This is a genomic window from Legionella wadsworthii DSM 21896 = ATCC 33877 (assembly GCF_000701265.1).
Classification (GTDB): domain Bacteria; phylum Pseudomonadota; class Gammaproteobacteria; order Legionellales; family Legionellaceae; genus Legionella; species Legionella wadsworthii.
In genome coordinates this window covers 18802-34490 of the sequence record NZ_KL370759.1, presented here as the reverse complement: position 1 = coordinate 34490, position 15689 = coordinate 18802, and the positions used below count along the sequence as shown (strand labels likewise).

Here is a 15689-nt window from a genome sequence, read left to right as displayed (position 1 = left end):
TGTTTTTCCAAAAAACTCATATTTGTGCCAGGTATTCAGATCAATAGGAACTGAACCAATATTCTGCAAGGGCGCTTGCTTGATAATGTGCCAGATGAAAATCAAAAAATTTTTTTGCCTCGCTCTTTTTATCGCTCTTGAGAAGACAAAGCAAATAAGTTTGTGCCAGAATTTCTGATTGTGCATCGCTCCCACCAATTTCCGTATATCTCGAGATACAGGGAGTGATCCATTCGCAAGCGGATTTAAAATCCTGATACACAAAATCATGAATCCCCTTGCTCAAAGGGAGAATAACGGTAAGCCAGAGTGTTTGTTTATATCCTCTTGGAAGGTTCATTCCATAATTTTCAATGAGTTGAAGGCATTTTTGCACTCTATCTTGCTGCCCCAAACGAGAAAGACAGTAAATATAGTGCACTGTATTAAACCCGGTATATTGCATAGGAGGGATTTCATCCAAATAACTTCCAAGAACCCTATATTTCTCCAATTGTGGTAAACCTGCCATATCCATGCGCCATAGTAAAGAGATGGCATCAATTTGTTCTGTTATCAATTCGGGAGTGTTACCAAAAATATAGGAATATAACTTCATAATTTTCTTTTCCCGGCGTAATGACAAATAAAATAACGCAAGATGCCAGCAATTATGTCCACGAAGTAGTGAAGAAATGTTATCCCAACTACTTCGAAATGTTTCTAAATTGGCTATCCCTTTGTCACTATTATTTGTATTGAGAAAAATGTGAGCAAGGGTATGGTGCGCCCAAGGGGTTAGTGGTTCAAGGGACAAAGCATTTTCTGCCAAACGAAGCGATTGGGTGAAATGTCCTGATAATTCCGCGGCAAACGAATGCATCGCAATGAAATGGGATTCATCTTGATTATGTGCCGAGATGCGATCACAAAAATGCAAATAGGAGTGCCCATTATAAGCTTGACCAGCACAATAAAATAACCATTCTGCAAATTTTGCAGCTAAAGTATCTCGCGGATAAAGCTCCGTCAAAGCGGTAAAAATAGTTAAGGCACTTTCATATTCTAAATTCATCCAAGCTTTTACTGCTTGATAAGTCAATTTCTCTCTTAAATTCACTGGATGCATTAATTTTTCAGCTTCAGTTAAATGATCATTAGCCATTGTTGTGGCAATATCAGTTTGGCCATAAAGAAAAAAAGCAGCAGCATAAACCTGCAGAAGAAAATTACCGGGGTAATTTTTCACAGCATCCAATATCAAATGAGGTTCTTTACCAGCTCCTAAAACGTGTTGATGAAAATGGTTGATGCTTTCTATGACTTCAAATGACTGGGTTGTTACCGATAAGCCACGATTGGTTTCCATGTTTCTCCTGAGAAGCGCCTTCTTATTTTATTATATATCTGTTTGACTGAAATAAAGGAAAAGAAGGATATGAGAAGGAAGAAAATACATGTTTTATTTGCATCGATGGAAATCATCGAATAACCTAGGTCACCTACTTTTATAATGGATAGAATGATGAAAGAAAAGAAAGAATTATTTGAATTTTTATGTGAATTAATTGATGTTCAAATTAAAAAATATGTCTCATTAGCCACATTAGGTGTAGGTCCAGATGCACGTCTCAATGCAAAACTAGTTTTTAATGAAGTGAATGAATTATTGGAATTTGCAAGACAACTTCTTGAATTAATAGACAATCCAAAACAAGGTGCTGAAGATCAACATCATTTTAAAATTCTCTTAGACCAAACCAAATTTTATATGGAACAGGAATATGTGAGAGCCTATGCAGGATGGCTTCTTTCCGAAAATAATATTCATTCTGGAGTGAAAGAGAGAGTAGCAGAGCAATTAGCGCTACTGAATAAAATAGGAGAAGCAGCACAAATTGATTGCTCTACCCCTTCCAGACCAAAAAGTAAAGTCCAGGAGCAATGTGAATACGACAGTGCTGCCATTGCGTTACATATTTTAGATTTAGCCAAAAGCATTAAAGAAAATCCCGATATGGAGCTTCCCTCCACTATTCCCATTCATGCACGGATTATATTAAAAAAGAATGCCACAACTCGCTACTGCGATGAGGAGTTTGCAACCCCCATATTAACATTGCATAAGAAATATGAAACATTTTTAAAGCAATCCGATCTTCAAAAAAGTAGTAGTGTTTTATTAAAAGAAGAAGCGGTATCGCAACAAAAAATCCATAGAACACAATGGGAACACTTGTTAAATCGTTATCAAAAGATAGATCCTTCCGCCGCTTTGTTTTCTTCTGATCATGAATGGTATAAAGTCGCCCTACCTGTACCCAAAAAGAAATTTGACCTTAATTATTCTTCAAAGAATATGATGCTATTTGGTGGAAGTGTGATCACAGGTGCTTTAGTCCTTTACATGCTTCTATCCTATTTCACCCAGTTGGATAAAGAAAATAATTTAAATCCTATATTTAAATTTTAATGTTTGATTCTTTCTCAAATCTGGGTGAAAGCATGCGCTGGAACCCGGATTAAAGATTCCTCACCCAGAGAATTTTTAATTTCTATAAGTCCTGTAAATCACAACAGCAAATCAATCCTGTGTCTGGGTAAAAACAAATAAATCCCTGTATGTATGGAAATTCATTGCATCTTCTTCAGTGACATTTAAATTATATTCTTCAGCCAAAACGGCTAATAACTCGACAATTTTTAAAGAATCCAAGTGCAGATCTTCAATTAATGCTGTTTCGTCATGAATTTCTTCAGGTTTGGAACCAGACAATTTGGAGATAATATTTTTTAATTCAACATCAGTAATTTTCATAATACAACACCCTTTTAAACATCTTTTGAAGCAAGATAATACCATGAGGCGAAAGAACCAAGGCCTAAAATAATCAAAATAATCGCTAAGGAGAGTTGGTCATACCATTTACCAAATGCAATAATGCCACTGGATAATGCGGCACTTAAATCCTGCATGCACGCATATAAAGCCCCTACTGTTCCAGCCATTTTAGGAAATGGATGAAATGCTCCTGCAAATGCATTAATAAAAGTAAAGCCTAACCCCATACTAAATATTGAAACGGGTATCATGATAGAAAGCACATTTTGCAATCCTAAAATCGCGAGAATCAGCAAAATAAAACCACCCATTAGCATGAACACAATTCCAAAGAATACCATGTAAGATACACCCTTGTTCATGACCATTTGGCTGTTAATAATTCCGCTGATGCAAATCGCTCCTGCAATAAAAATGGTCAATTGTCCGAATTCAATAGGGCTGAGACCTAATACATCTTGAAAAAGAAATGGGGCTATTGCTAAATAGCCAATCAAACCAGCAGAAGCAAGGCACGCACACAATGCATAACCTAAAAATACTTTTGACTTTAAAAGAATAGAGTAATTTTCTCGCATGACTCTAAATTTAATAGCGTCAGGGTTAAGATGATGGTTTGTTTCTGGTAATGTGCACCATGCTAAAATCCAGATACCGATACCAAAAATGAATAAAAATAAAAAATTGAAACGCCAACCGAAATGTTCCTGAATATATCCGCCAAGAACTGGTGAGGCAACCATAATAAAAACGCTCACAATACCAACATAGGATCCTATTTTTGATAATATTCTATCAGTGAAAAGATCACGGACTAAAGAGCGCCCCACGGAACCACAGCACCCAATTCCAAAACCTTGTATAAAGCGACCAATGATTAAGACTAAAACTGTAGGAGCGAGAAAACAACATAAACTACCCAATATACTGAGTCCTACACCAAACATAAGCGGTGGTTTGCGTCCTATTTTATCGGATAAAGGCCCATAAAACACATGGGACATACCTAACCCCAGCATAAAAAGAGATAGAGTTAATTGACTGGATGCTTCACTGCTATGAAATATTTTTGTGATTGCAGGTAATGAGGGGATGTATTGATCTGTAGTCATTTGCATCAAAACCATGAGCATTAAAACGACAAAAATCAATAATGGTTGTAAAGAAACCTGCGGAACCTCTTTTTCTTTATGCATTCAAAGCCCTAACTTTAAATTAATGACAGTGCTTATGATTTTTAAATTGTTTTAGATCATACAAAATACCAAAATAGCCAAACAACAAATAAAACCTACAAACCAAGTCGCTGATCTTAAAGTGGATTTGTCGGCTAAGTAAAAATAACTATATATAATTCGCGTCAGAATAAAAATAATAGCTAAAAGCTGTATGGTAGCCCCGGTGTGCTTGGTAGCCATAGCAGTTAATACTGCAGTTGCAAAAAGAAGCAATGATTCAAAACTGTTTTGATGCGCAGCAACCGCCCGTGCGCCCATGCCTTGTAATCTCGCTTGTTGAACCCGAGGATAATGATTGTCGTATTTTCCTTCTTTTTGCATAAAATGGGCAACCACCATTTTGAGTACATAGGGAATTAAAATGGCAACAATTAAGCAACCAATTAAAATATTCATGATACTTTTCCTTAATATGATTTCAGATTAAAACCAGGTGCTATCAGCAGACCAAAATAACGCTCCCTTCCAATATAGGATCCAACCATTCTTTCAAGAGCATTTTAAAAACAAAGCATGATAACCAGAATATTATTCCAGTACAATGAGTCTTGTTTACCTATCTAAATAATAAGGAAAATAGTACTTTCTACCTGATAATTTCTTCTGCTATGATGGATTAATCAAGTGTCGTCACTTAAAGGATTAATACCATGGTACAAGAAGAATCAAAAAAAAAATCCAAAGGACATATCGTATTATCCTCCCATCCTTCTGGACATACTGCTGCACCTTTAAAAATAAAATGGGCGGCAGAAAATCCTAAGGAACGTGGACCGGTTATCGCATCTTTGACCAATATAAAAAACCGTAATGCTGTGGGTACCCATTCTGGATCATACTCCGTTTATAGAGCTCTGGCTGTGGCTGCGGGAGTCTTGGATCCTGAGCATGTTCCTGACCTGACAGATACGACACCTCCCGTGGCTATAGGACCTCACCCTCAGTGGTGCGATCCACAAAGAATAGTTTCCCTAGATCCTTGGGGACATCTTGTAGCCGAGGTCTTCGCTGATGAAATTCGAGCGGGTTATGATATTCGTCCTACAATTGCGGTGACAAAAGCGCATATCAATATTCCTGAGATGCAAAACGCAATTCAAAACGGCCGGCTTATCCCCGATGGAAAAATCCTAAAAGAATCTGGTGATGTTGCGGTTACTAAAGCGGCCCTGGAACCTGTTTGGTATTTACCTGGTATCGCTGAGCGTTTTGGCGTTTCTGAATCTCTTTTGCGCCGCACTCTCTTTGAACAAACAGCTGGGATGTTCCCAGAACTGGTCACCCGTTCTGATTTGGATGTTTTTCTACCTCCAATAGGAGGTCTAACCGCCTATTTTTTTGGTGATGTCACCACCATCCATGATCCAAAAATAGAACTCACCTGCCGGATACATGATGAATGCAATGGCTCTGATGTCTTTGGTTCAGATATTTGTACCTGTAGGCCTTATTTAGTCCATGGAATAGAATTATCCATTGAGTCAGCCCAGAAAGGCGGAGCCGGTTTAATTATATATAATCGTAAAGAAGGACGCGCTTTAGGTGAAGTGACCAAATTTTTAGTTTATAACGCTCGAAAAAGACAAAAAGGTGGAGATACTGCAGCAAAATACTTTGAAAGAACAGAGTGTGTTGCAGGAGTTCAAGACATGCGTTTCCAGGAGCTTATGTCTGATGTGTTACATTGGCTTGGGATAACCAAAATTCACCGCTTTGTTTCCATGTCCAATATGAAATATGATGCACTGCTTAAATCTGGAATTCAGGTTACAGAACGAGTGACGATTCCTGAGAACCTCATTCCCCCTGATGCCCAAGTAGAAATGTATGCCAAAAGAGCTGCAGGTTATTATTCACCTGATCGGATTGTAGACATTAATGAACTTGCAAAAACAAAAGGACGTGATCTTAATGAGTAATGAACAGGAAATAGAACAAGTATTGGCTGTTTTAAAAAATCCCCATACCATTCGTGCACGGGCTCAGGCTATTTTGGAACGCGTAAAACACAATCAATCACTCAATTTTGCTTTAGATCCTGAAAAGATGACCAGTACTGCTTCTTTTGTGATTGAAGTCATCGAAGATAATTATCCAAACCTCGATATTCCATATCACAGCCGCTGGCGTCATTTCGAAGTGGGAGGCAGGAATCGAATACAAAAAATGATAGAACCATTCGGAATTTTACCTGCAGAAGAACGAGGGAAAATTCTTTATGAACTGGTTATCATCAGTGTGCTTCTTGATGCTGGTGCCGGACAACATTGGCGGTATCTAGACTCTGAGACTGGCATTGAATATTCTCGCTCGGAGGGACTTGCTCTGGCAAGTTTGTCTCTCTATCAAAAAGGGACTTTAAGTGCAAATCCTGCAGAACCATTAAGGGTCGATGCAACAAAATTAGTGTCTTTTAACCAAAATGATTTAGCTGAAACTTTTCAAATTACACCCCGGAATCCCTTGGAAGGTATTACAGGACGAGTCACTCTGCTCAATCGTCTTGGAGACTTAATCTTAAAAAAAGAAAGCCTATTCGGACAAGAGGGGCGCTTAGGTAACTTTTTTTCCTATATCTGCTCTTTGGCAGTGAATAACACGTTGAGTACATTGCAAATTTTTAAAGAAGTACTCAATACTTTTAATGAAATATGGCCTGCCAGAACTTTATTTCAGGGAGTTCCCTTAGGAGATGTATGGCTGTATCCACCCCTAAAAACTGATGATCCAGGATCTGAATTTGTGCCCTTCCATAAGTTGTCTCAATGGTTAACCTATTCTTTAATTGAACCATTAGAACAAGCAAAAATTACAGTAACCGACCTGGATGATCTCACTGGATTACCAGAATATCGAAATGGAGGTTTATTCATTGATTGCGGATTGCTTCAGGTAAAAAATAGCAACAACCTCAGCAAAGCATTTACCCCTGATTCAGAAATTATTGTGGAGTGGCGAGCTTTAACCATCGCTTTATTAGATGAATTATCTTTGTTAATTCGAAAGAAACTGCAAAAAAACACCGAAGCTCTTCCTTTGGCTAAAATCCTGCAAGGCGGTACTTGGGAAGCAGGGCGAAGGATTGCAAAGCAAAAACGTCCCCAGGGTATTCCACCAATACAAATTATTAGTGATGGAACAGTTTTTTAAATAAGCCAAATTTTTATCTAACCGCAGTTGGAGTTAAAATGAATAACCAGCAAGTTGTTGTAGTAAATCATCCCTTAATTCAGCATAAACTCACGATTATGCGCCTAAAAGACACAAGCAGCGTAAAATTTCGTAGCTTGATGCATGAAATCAGTATGCTTCTCGCTTATGAAATCACCCGTGATTTGGAAATGGAATATCAAGAAATAGAAACACCGCTCGCTGTAATGAAATCGCCTGTTTTAAAAGGGAAAAAAATGGTTTTTGTTTCAATACTTCGCGCAGGCAATGGCTTGGTCGATGGCATGCTTCAGTTGGTACCTACGGCAAGGATTGGTCATATTGGTTTGTATCGTGATCCTAAAACCTTAGAGGCTGTGGAATACTATATCAAGCTTCCAGAACATACTCGTGATAGAGATGTTATTGTCGTTGATCCTATGTTGGCTACAGGAAACTCTGCCATTGCTGCAGTTAAAGAAATTAAAATAATCGAACCCAAATCCATCAAATTTCTCTGTTTGTTGGCCGCTCCTGAGGGAATCGCTGCATTTCATGAGGAGCATCCTGATGTTCCCATTTACACCGCAGCAATTGATGAACAAATCAATGAAAAAGGTTATATCATACCCGGTTTGGGTGATGCAGGTGATCGACTCTACGGCACAAAACTGGAATATTAAGCCCAAAATGGTATAAAGTACTCGCGAAGCATACCCTGAGCCTCATTATTTGTTGAAATAATAAATTCTCAGTGTTAATATTGTACAATTTGGATTATAAAGGATGTATAAATGTCATCAAAAGAATCTGCAGCGATACTTTCATCTCATGCATTAAATAAAAAGGATTCATGGACAAAACATGATACCGTGTGGATGTTAAGTCTTTACGGTACTGCTGTAGGTGCAGGAACTCTTTTTCTTCCCATAGATGCGGGACTTAATGGGATTTGGCCTTTAATTATTATGGCTGTGCTGGCCTTTCCTTTGACTCATTTCTCACATCGTGCATTATGCCGCTTTGTGTTATCAGGTTCTTCATCTCAAAAAGATATTACAGAAGTTGTTGAAGAACACTTTGGCACTTTTTCAGGAAGGATACTGACCGGCTTATATTTTTTTGCCATTTATCCGATTTTGTTGATGTACAGTGTCGCCATTACCAATACCACTGAAAGTTTCATTGTGAATCAATTGGGTATGTCTGCACCTCCTAGAGTAGTTCTCTCCATCCTACTTATTCTTGCACTGATGATCATCATTCGTTTTGGGCAGGAAATCATCGTCAAGTCGATGTCTGTTTTGGTTTATCCCTTCGCCAGTATCCTATTATTTTTATCTATTTATTTAATTCCCAACTGGAATAGTGCTATCTTGCAACAAGGCAATTCATTGCAGGCTAACGGTGGACACGGCCTTCTCATGACTCTATGGTTGGTCATTCCCGTGATGGTCTTTTCCTTTAACCATTCCCCAATTATTTCCTCGTTTGCAGTCAATCAAAAAGAAAAACATGGTATGCATGCGGAACGTAACAGTACCACCATCATGCGTTACAGCCATTTACTAATGGTTTTTTCAGTGATGTTATTTGTTTTTAGCTGTGTTTTTAGTCTCTCCCCTCAAGATCTTCTACAGGCAAAACAACAAAATATTTCTATCCTTTCCTACCTGGCGAATCATTTTAAAACCCCTTTAATTGCCTGTATTGCTCCTGTTATCGCTTTTATTGCGATTTCCAAATCCTTTTTGGGACATTATTTAGGGGCTAAGGAAGGTTTAGGAAGTATTATTGTCAATATGTTAAAACCCACAGGAAAAACAATAAGTAAAGATAAATTACAGTTGATTATAGAAATTTTTATGGTTTTAACGTGTTGGATTGTTGCCACCATTAATCCCAATATTTTAAAAATGATTGAAACGCTTGGTGGTCCAATTATTGCAATTTTACTTTTCATTATGCCGATGTATGCGATTGCTAAAATTCCTGCCATGAAAAAATATCAATCCGATCGGGCGAGTAATCTATTTACTACTTGTATTGGGATTATTGCTATTTCCGCAATTCTTTATGGTTTGTTTTAAAGAAAAAAGCTTTTCAATACCCTCTCTCGAAGCGGGAGAGGGAGATGACACATCTATGTTATAGTTCTCCCCCCCCTGGGAGAGAGATTTTTGCCCAATCATCGATGCTTGAAGTGTTTAAAGCTCCTGCATTGTTACAACTCTATTTCTATTCACAATAAAATATGAAACAATTTACACCCATTCAATCCAATACTATTTTCGATGCACGTTGAACTTCATCATATACCCATAGAAAATATTCAAGCAGGGCAATATCAACCACGGCAGGATTTTAATGTGACAACATTAAAAGAACTCGCCGAATCCATTGCATCCCACGGCTTAATTGAACCAATCCTCGTAAGAATAATTGCAAAGCAGAGTTATGAAATCATCGCTGGAGAAAGGCGATGGCGCGCTGCGAAAATGGCAGGATTGAAAACCATTCCTTGCCTGATTGGGCACTATACTGACAAGCAAGCTTGTGCACTCACTTTGATTGAAAATATTCAAAGGGAAGATTTAAATTTAATCGAAGAGGCTAGTGCGTATCGCCGTCTTATTGATGAATTTAATTATCATCAAGATGAGCTCGCCACATTAGTGGGGAAGTCGCGTAGCCACATTGCCAATATTATTCGTTTATTGAGCTTAAGTAACAATATAAAAAATATGATTTGTGATAAAAGCTTATCTCTTGGGCACGCCCGTGTTCTAGTAGGATTAAATCCAGCGCAACAGGAATATTTTGCAGGGCAAACTATCACCGAACAATGGTCCGTACGGCAATTAGAATATGCTGTAAAAACCCACAAAAATAAAGCATCTGTTCCTTCGCAAAATTCCAAAAATGATCGGGATATTGAGCGATTACAGACCATTTTGGCAGAGCAGGTAGGGGCACCTGTACAAATAGTCAATGAAGGTGATGGAGGGTGGTTGCAAGTAAAATTTTTTAATAATGACACTCTTGCAGGACTTTTGGAGCGATTGGGCTTACGTTATGATTAAGCGATATTTCTCCATATTTACTCAGGATAGGCTCAAAAAAAAGGAATGGCAACGATGAAAAGCACATTAACTGGCGTGTTTTTATTGGCATTATCGACCTTATCTCATGGAATAAGTATTCAGGGAGAAGTGGATAAATTAATTAAGCATATTAACCCTAATGTGAATCTGGGCGCAGTAGTTTTTGACCTGACTTCGGGACAGACGCTTTACAGCCGGAATCCCCAACGTTTGTATATTCCAGCGAGTAATCTCAAATTATTTTCGGAAGCAGCAGCGTTGATGGTTCTCGGTCCAGATTATCGTTTCAAAAACCAATTAAGCGTGAGCGGAGGAAAAATACAACAGGGCATACTTCAAGGAAATGTTTATGTGAAGTTGAGCGGCGATCCCTCATTCAACCGCAACGATTTAAAAACATTACTTTCTACATTAAAGGAATGGGATATCAATACCATTCAAGGAAACGTATTCATCGACAGCAGTTTGGCTGAAGTTGATCCCTACCCGCCTGGTTGGCTCATAACGGATTTATCCTACAGTTATGGTGCACCAAATGCTCCTGTTATGGTTGATTCTAATCGTTTGACTGTCACTGTAAATCCTGGCGTTAAAGCGGGCGATCCTGCAGTAGTAGAAGTAGATGATGGCGGCGGTGGAATTCTTTTAAATAATCAGGCGACAACCAACAATAATACCAAAGGCTGTGGGGTAGGTTTTAGTTTGGATAAAGACAATCATTTAACCGTTCGAGGATGTGTTGGGATTGGGCAATGGGCTATCCAACAACGTTTGGCGATAAAAAACCCTTTATTGTATGCTCAAGCCATGATTCGAGATCAACTCGCAAAAACCCATATTCAGATCAATGGCGAGGTACAATTAGGTAAGACCCCTCCGGGTTCTTTAATCATTGCCACACAATACTCTAAACCCGTATCCCAATTGATGGCAGATACCTTAAAACCTTCTGATAATCTCTATGCAGACAGCTTGTATTTGCATGCTGCGGAAAAAATTAATGGAGCACCAGTCAACTGGAGAGAAGCGCAACCGCTCATAAAAAATTTTTTACAATCACAAACTGGAATTGATTTTTCTAATGCCATTTTTACAGATGGTTCAGGGTTATCCCGCTACAGTTTAGTGACTCCTGAACAAACCATATCTCTTTTAAAATTTCTGTACCAACGTTTTCCAATGTCCTATGAATATATTTCTGCATTACCTATATCTGGACGGGATGGAACTTTACAAAAAAGATTTCGTATTCCCACCCAGCAGGGCTTTGTACGGGCAAAAACCGGTACCATGACTGGTATCAATAGTTTATCAGGTTATTTATATGCCGCAAATGGCCATACTTTGGCTTTTGCACTCTATGTCAATAGACAACCAGGTAAAGCATCTGGTCCGGGCAGACCTATATTAGATGCATTATGCACCTATTTCTTAAAGAAAAGTCCAGAAAGCAGCCGATTGAGCCGTGTTTTTTCCCCACATCAACGTATCAGTTTTCAGTTAAATCCTACACAATCTGATAAGCAAAAAACACATCAAGCTAAATGGAGACGCTTGGAATCCGCAATACGAAATGCACTTAAAGAACAACCTGTGCATGTTGTCTATAGAAATAATGAGCTTATAGTAAAGGACAATCAGGCTGACCCGCATAAAGTGTGGTCCGCATTACAAGCTGTAATTAAAAAATATCCTTTTGCAGTGCTTTTGTCCGCCCAGTCGATCCCCATAAATCTTTCTGGAAGCCCTACCCTTTTATGGTTGCAAACATCCGATATTTTGGATAGCAATCACAGAATCTGGAGTATTCGTGAAGCAGCTTAAAGAAAATTTTAAAGAGCTCTTACCTGGGGCATAAATGGCCAGAAGATTAAATTGGAGATCCCATTGCATTTATTTGTGGTATTTTTTTTATTGATTTTTTGTTTTTTTAATACTGTATTGGCTGCACCTAGTTTTTTAACAATAAGTGACATCCATTATGGGAACAATAATTTATCTCGCGATGGAGAAGATACGGGAACAGAGTTTCTAGAAATTACAATGAATAAGTTTAAGACATTAAGCAAACAAGTAGATTTTATTCTTTGCTTGGGCGATTTACCGACACACTCATTATGGAATTTCCCACAAAAAGAAGCCTTCGAAAAAACAGTCTTTGCAGAATTATACCATCATGATAAAGCTCAGAAACCTTTATTTTATATTCCAGGAAATAATGATTCCTTGCTTGGAAATTATCAACCCTTTGAAAGAAATGGTGTTTCTCCCTTAAATTTAACGTCAAAATGGAATGGAGCTTGTGCTTATTGCAAAGAATTAATAATAGATAAAAGCCACATGTATCACGATGGATATTATTCCAGCTATGTAATCCCTGGAAATAAAAATATTATATTGATCGTTCTCAATGCAACCCAATGGACAAATACACCGATACTTGCAAGATATCCTCATCAAGAACATGATGCATCCATTCAACTTTCTTGGTTAAACCAGCAATTAAAAAAACTTCATTCAAAACAACTGCTCATTGCCATGCATGAACCGCCTGGCACTTCCTATAGGGGTGAGACCATATGGCATAAAGCATATTTGAAAGAGTTTATTAAAATATTAAATTCCAATAAAAAATCTTTTAAGGAAATTACCCTTCTTACAGGACATACCCACATGGATGAGATCAGAAGATTAAAATTAAATGATGGAACGAATGTTTATGCTTTTTCTACTCCAGCTATTAGCCGTATCCATCATAATTATCCAGGGATGAAAATATTTCATATGGGGAATAATATGAGAATAAAAGATTATTCTACTTATTACACCAAGGATACTAACCAATGGAAAAACCTGCAATACCATGCGATTAAAGCACCCAATGCTATTTTTCCTTCTTGTCAGCACCAAATATTATCCCAGTGTCTCAATCAATGGGATACCAAAAAAATATGTCATTTTTTGAATAAAGGTTCTTTCTATGGGGTAACCAGTTCCAAGGTGCCAAAACATGAGTGCCAAACTATTTATAACATTTCTCCCTAATTGACAAATGGATTAATCAATTCTAACTTTGGTATTTTTTACTTTTAAGGGATCTAAAAATGAAAGCACTCTATACCGCTACAGCACGGACACATGGTGGAAGAAATGGGCACATAGAAACTTCTGATGGTTTATTAAGGTTAGATTTAGCAAAACCAGCAGAATTAGGAGGCCAAGGTGGAGGTACAAATCCTGAAGAATTATTTGCTGCAGGTTATGCTGCATGTTTTGAGAGTGCAATGCGTCATGTTGCAAGTTTACAAAAAATTCCATTGAAAGATGCATCCATTCTGTCTCAAGTTTCTCTTTACACCACACCTGAGAAAGGTTTTAAATTGGGCGTAGAAATGCATACTCATTTGACTGGATTAAGTCAGAAAGAGGCAGAAGATTTAGTAGCCAAAGCTCATGAGGTTTGCCCCTACTCTAATGCAATTCGCGGCAATGTGGATGTGGAATTTAAGGTGACAATAGAATAACTTTATGGAATGAAGCAAATTTCGGGTTCCCATGAATTTGCTTCATTTTGACATTAAATTAATGTGCTAGCAGTTTCTGAGCATTAAGATTTTTAGAAACAGCATGACCTAATTTAAGAATATAATCCTCTGGACTTGAGATTTTTTTAAACTATCTCCCAGGAAAACTAAATGACGAATCTTAATCGACGCAGACATATGAATCTCCTTATTCAAGCTCGCAGACAAAAACTCTTTTCTATAACAAAAAATGTAGGTAATGCTAAATAGCGACTTCAAATCTAACTCCGAAACATCAGATATGGCGTAAGTAAGAGAACAGAGAAAACTTTTTAATCAAAGCAATTTGAAAAGATGTTTTAGTACAAATGAACACTAGAGCCTGTCAAGATATCAGCAGAAAGCCATTTGGTTAGATTTTATCTAGGCACTTTTTATATAGGTTGGTTAGTTGGACGGTTCCTGATAATATAAACTTATTTATTAAAAATTGTCTATGAAAAAAAATCAATTTGATCTTATTGTGCTCGGAGGCGGCAGCGGCGGTATTGCCAGTGCTGTGCGGGCAGCAAAATATGGTGCCAAGGTCGCTGTAATAGAGTCCAGTAACTTAGGGGGTACCTGCGTTAACTTGGGTTGTGTCCCTAAAAAAGTCATGTTTAATGCCTCCATGATAATGGAATACATCCATCATGCCCCTGAATATGGATTTAACTTAAGTTCATCTTCGTTTGATTGGAATACCTTGGTCAGTAAGCGCAATGCTTATATAGAGCGACTCAGAGAGAATTACACAAAGCGTTTCAACCAATTCAATATATCCTTAGTCAAGGGAATTGGCAGTTTTCAGGATGCCCATACAATTCAGGTCAATCATGTGTTATACCAGGCAGAACATATCATCATTGCCACTGGCGGAGAACCCTCTCAATCCACGATACACGGCGGACAGCATACAATTGATTCAGACGGTTTCTTTGCCTTAACGAAACAACCCGAAAAAGTAGCCATAATTGGCAGCGGATACATCGGGGTGGAATTGGCTGGGGTGCTAAACAGCTTAGGGAGTGAAACCCATTTACTCATGAGAGGCTCTCGACCGTTATCCCGTTTTGATTCTATCTTGGGCGATACTTTATTGGAAATCATGAAACAGCAAGGGATTCATATTCACCCCGATCATAAGGCTCAGGAAATTAACTTACACAGTGATGGGAAAAAATCCATTGTCTGTACCCATGGCTCTATCATTCAAGATATTGACATCATCATTACCGCAGTGGGAAGAAAACCAAGAACTTCAGGGTTAAACTTAGACAAAATTAATGTGAATACGAATACTGAGGGATTGGTTTTAGTCGATGCATTTCAGAATACCAGCATTGCGGGTATTTATGCTATTGGAGACGTGACTGATGCACCTGCTCTTACTCCTGTAGCCATTGCAGCAGGACGTAGACTGGCAGATCGCCTTTTTGGAAACCAGCCTGAAGCACGTCTAGACTACGAGAATATCTGCACTGTTATTTTTAGTCATCCACCTATAGGGACTGTTGGATTAAGTGAACAAGAAGCTATAGAAAAGTATGGTAAAGAGCAGATTAAAATTTATCAAACCCGTTTTACACCAATGTTCGACGCGTTTGCGAAAGAAAAAACACCTACCGTCATGAAATTAGTGACTCTGGGTTTAGAAGAGAAAATAATAGGCCTGCATATTATTGGAATTGCAGCAGATGAAATGCTTCAGGGTTTTGGTGTGGCGGTAAAAATGGGTGCCTGTAAAAAAGATTTTGATAATACAGTTGCCATACATCCTACGAGTGCTGAAGAATTGGTAACTATGGTTTGA

The 15689-nt window shown here is 38.1% G+C and carries 14 protein-coding genes; 10 read left to right on the top strand and 4 right to left on the bottom strand.

Going from position 1 to position 15689, the window contains the following annotated elements:
• Positions 1-40 precede the first annotated feature (40 nt).
• Positions 41-1348, bottom strand: a complete 1308-nt coding sequence (locus tag BU07_RS0106190) for a tetratricopeptide repeat protein (protein WP_031564300.1) — start codon at positions 1346-1348, stop codon at positions 41-43.
• A gap of 153 nt (positions 1349-1501) precedes the next feature.
• Between BU07_RS0106190 and BU07_RS0106185 the strand changes: the two genes are divergently transcribed.
• A complete protein-coding gene (locus BU07_RS0106185; RefSeq protein ID WP_242601840.1) occupies positions 1502-2452 on the top strand; it encodes a hypothetical protein in 951 nt (316 codons plus the stop codon).
• Positions 2453-2563: 111 nt separating this feature from the next.
• On the opposite strand, the gene BU07_RS0106180 is transcribed toward BU07_RS0106185, so the two are convergent.
• From BU07_RS0106180 to BU07_RS0106170, 3 genes are read right to left on the bottom strand one after another with little or no spacing between them, the layout of a single operon-like run.
• Entirely contained in the window at positions 2564-2797 is a 234-nt protein-coding gene (locus BU07_RS0106180; protein ID WP_031564296.1) for an acyl carrier protein, read from the bottom strand.
• A 14-nt stretch (positions 2798-2811) separates the two neighbouring features.
• Positions 2812-4017, bottom strand: coding sequence for a multidrug effflux MFS transporter (locus BU07_RS0106175; RefSeq protein WP_031564293.1), 1206 nt, complete (start codon positions 4015-4017; stop codon positions 2812-2814).
• Positions 4018-4068: 51 nt separating this feature from the next.
• Entirely contained in the window at positions 4069-4455 is a 387-nt protein-coding gene (locus BU07_RS0106170; RefSeq protein ID WP_031564291.1) for an MAPEG family protein, read from the bottom strand.
• 254 nt (positions 4456-4709) lie between these two features.
• Here BU07_RS0106170 and BU07_RS0106165 point away from each other — a divergent pair, with 254 nt between their 5' ends.
• From BU07_RS0106165 to gorA, 9 genes are all read left to right on the top strand, one after another.
• Complete coding sequence (locus tag BU07_RS0106165) at positions 4710-5978, top strand: GTP cyclohydrolase II (RefSeq protein ID WP_031564289.1); 1269 nt, start codon at positions 4710-4712, stop codon at positions 5976-5978.
• Positions 5971-7209 (top strand): URC4/urg3 family protein, encoded by a 1239-nt coding sequence (locus BU07_RS0106160; RefSeq protein WP_031564287.1) that lies wholly within the window; start codon positions 5971-5973, stop codon positions 7207-7209. The genes BU07_RS0106165 and BU07_RS0106160 overlap by 8 nt, the downstream gene beginning before the upstream one ends.
• Before the next feature lie 38 nt (positions 7210-7247).
• On the top strand, positions 7248-7892 hold the full coding sequence (gene upp, locus BU07_RS0106155) for a uracil phosphoribosyltransferase (RefSeq protein ID WP_031564285.1): 645 nt from the start codon (positions 7248-7250) through the stop codon (positions 7890-7892).
• A gap of 111 nt (positions 7893-8003) precedes the next feature.
• Complete coding sequence (locus BU07_RS0106150) at positions 8004-9299, top strand: serine/threonine transporter (RefSeq protein ID WP_031564283.1); 1296 nt, start codon at positions 8004-8006, stop codon at positions 9297-9299.
• 204 nt (positions 9300-9503) lie between these two features.
• Entirely contained in the window at positions 9504-10292 is a 789-nt protein-coding gene (locus tag BU07_RS0106145; protein WP_031564281.1) for a ParB/RepB/Spo0J family partition protein, read from the top strand.
• A 54-nt stretch (positions 10293-10346) separates the two neighbouring features.
• Entirely contained in the window at positions 10347-12137 is a 1791-nt protein-coding gene (gene dacB / locus BU07_RS0106140) for a D-alanyl-D-alanine carboxypeptidase/D-alanyl-D-alanine endopeptidase (RefSeq protein ID WP_031564279.1), read from the top strand.
• 63 nt (positions 12138-12200) lie between these two features.
• The gene (locus BU07_RS0106135; RefSeq protein ID WP_035899018.1) at positions 12201-13358 is read left to right on the top strand and encodes a metallophosphoesterase; all 1158 of its coding nucleotides are present in this window, start codon (positions 12201-12203) and stop codon (positions 13356-13358) included.
• Positions 13359-13417: 59 nt separating this feature from the next.
• Positions 13418-13837, top strand: coding sequence for an organic hydroperoxide resistance protein (locus tag BU07_RS0106130; protein ID WP_031564274.1), 420 nt, complete (start codon positions 13418-13420; stop codon positions 13835-13837).
• A 496-nt stretch (positions 13838-14333) separates the two neighbouring features.
• Positions 14334-15689 (top strand): glutathione-disulfide reductase, encoded by a 1356-nt coding sequence (gorA, locus tag BU07_RS0106125; RefSeq protein WP_031564272.1) that lies wholly within the window; start codon positions 14334-14336, stop codon positions 15687-15689.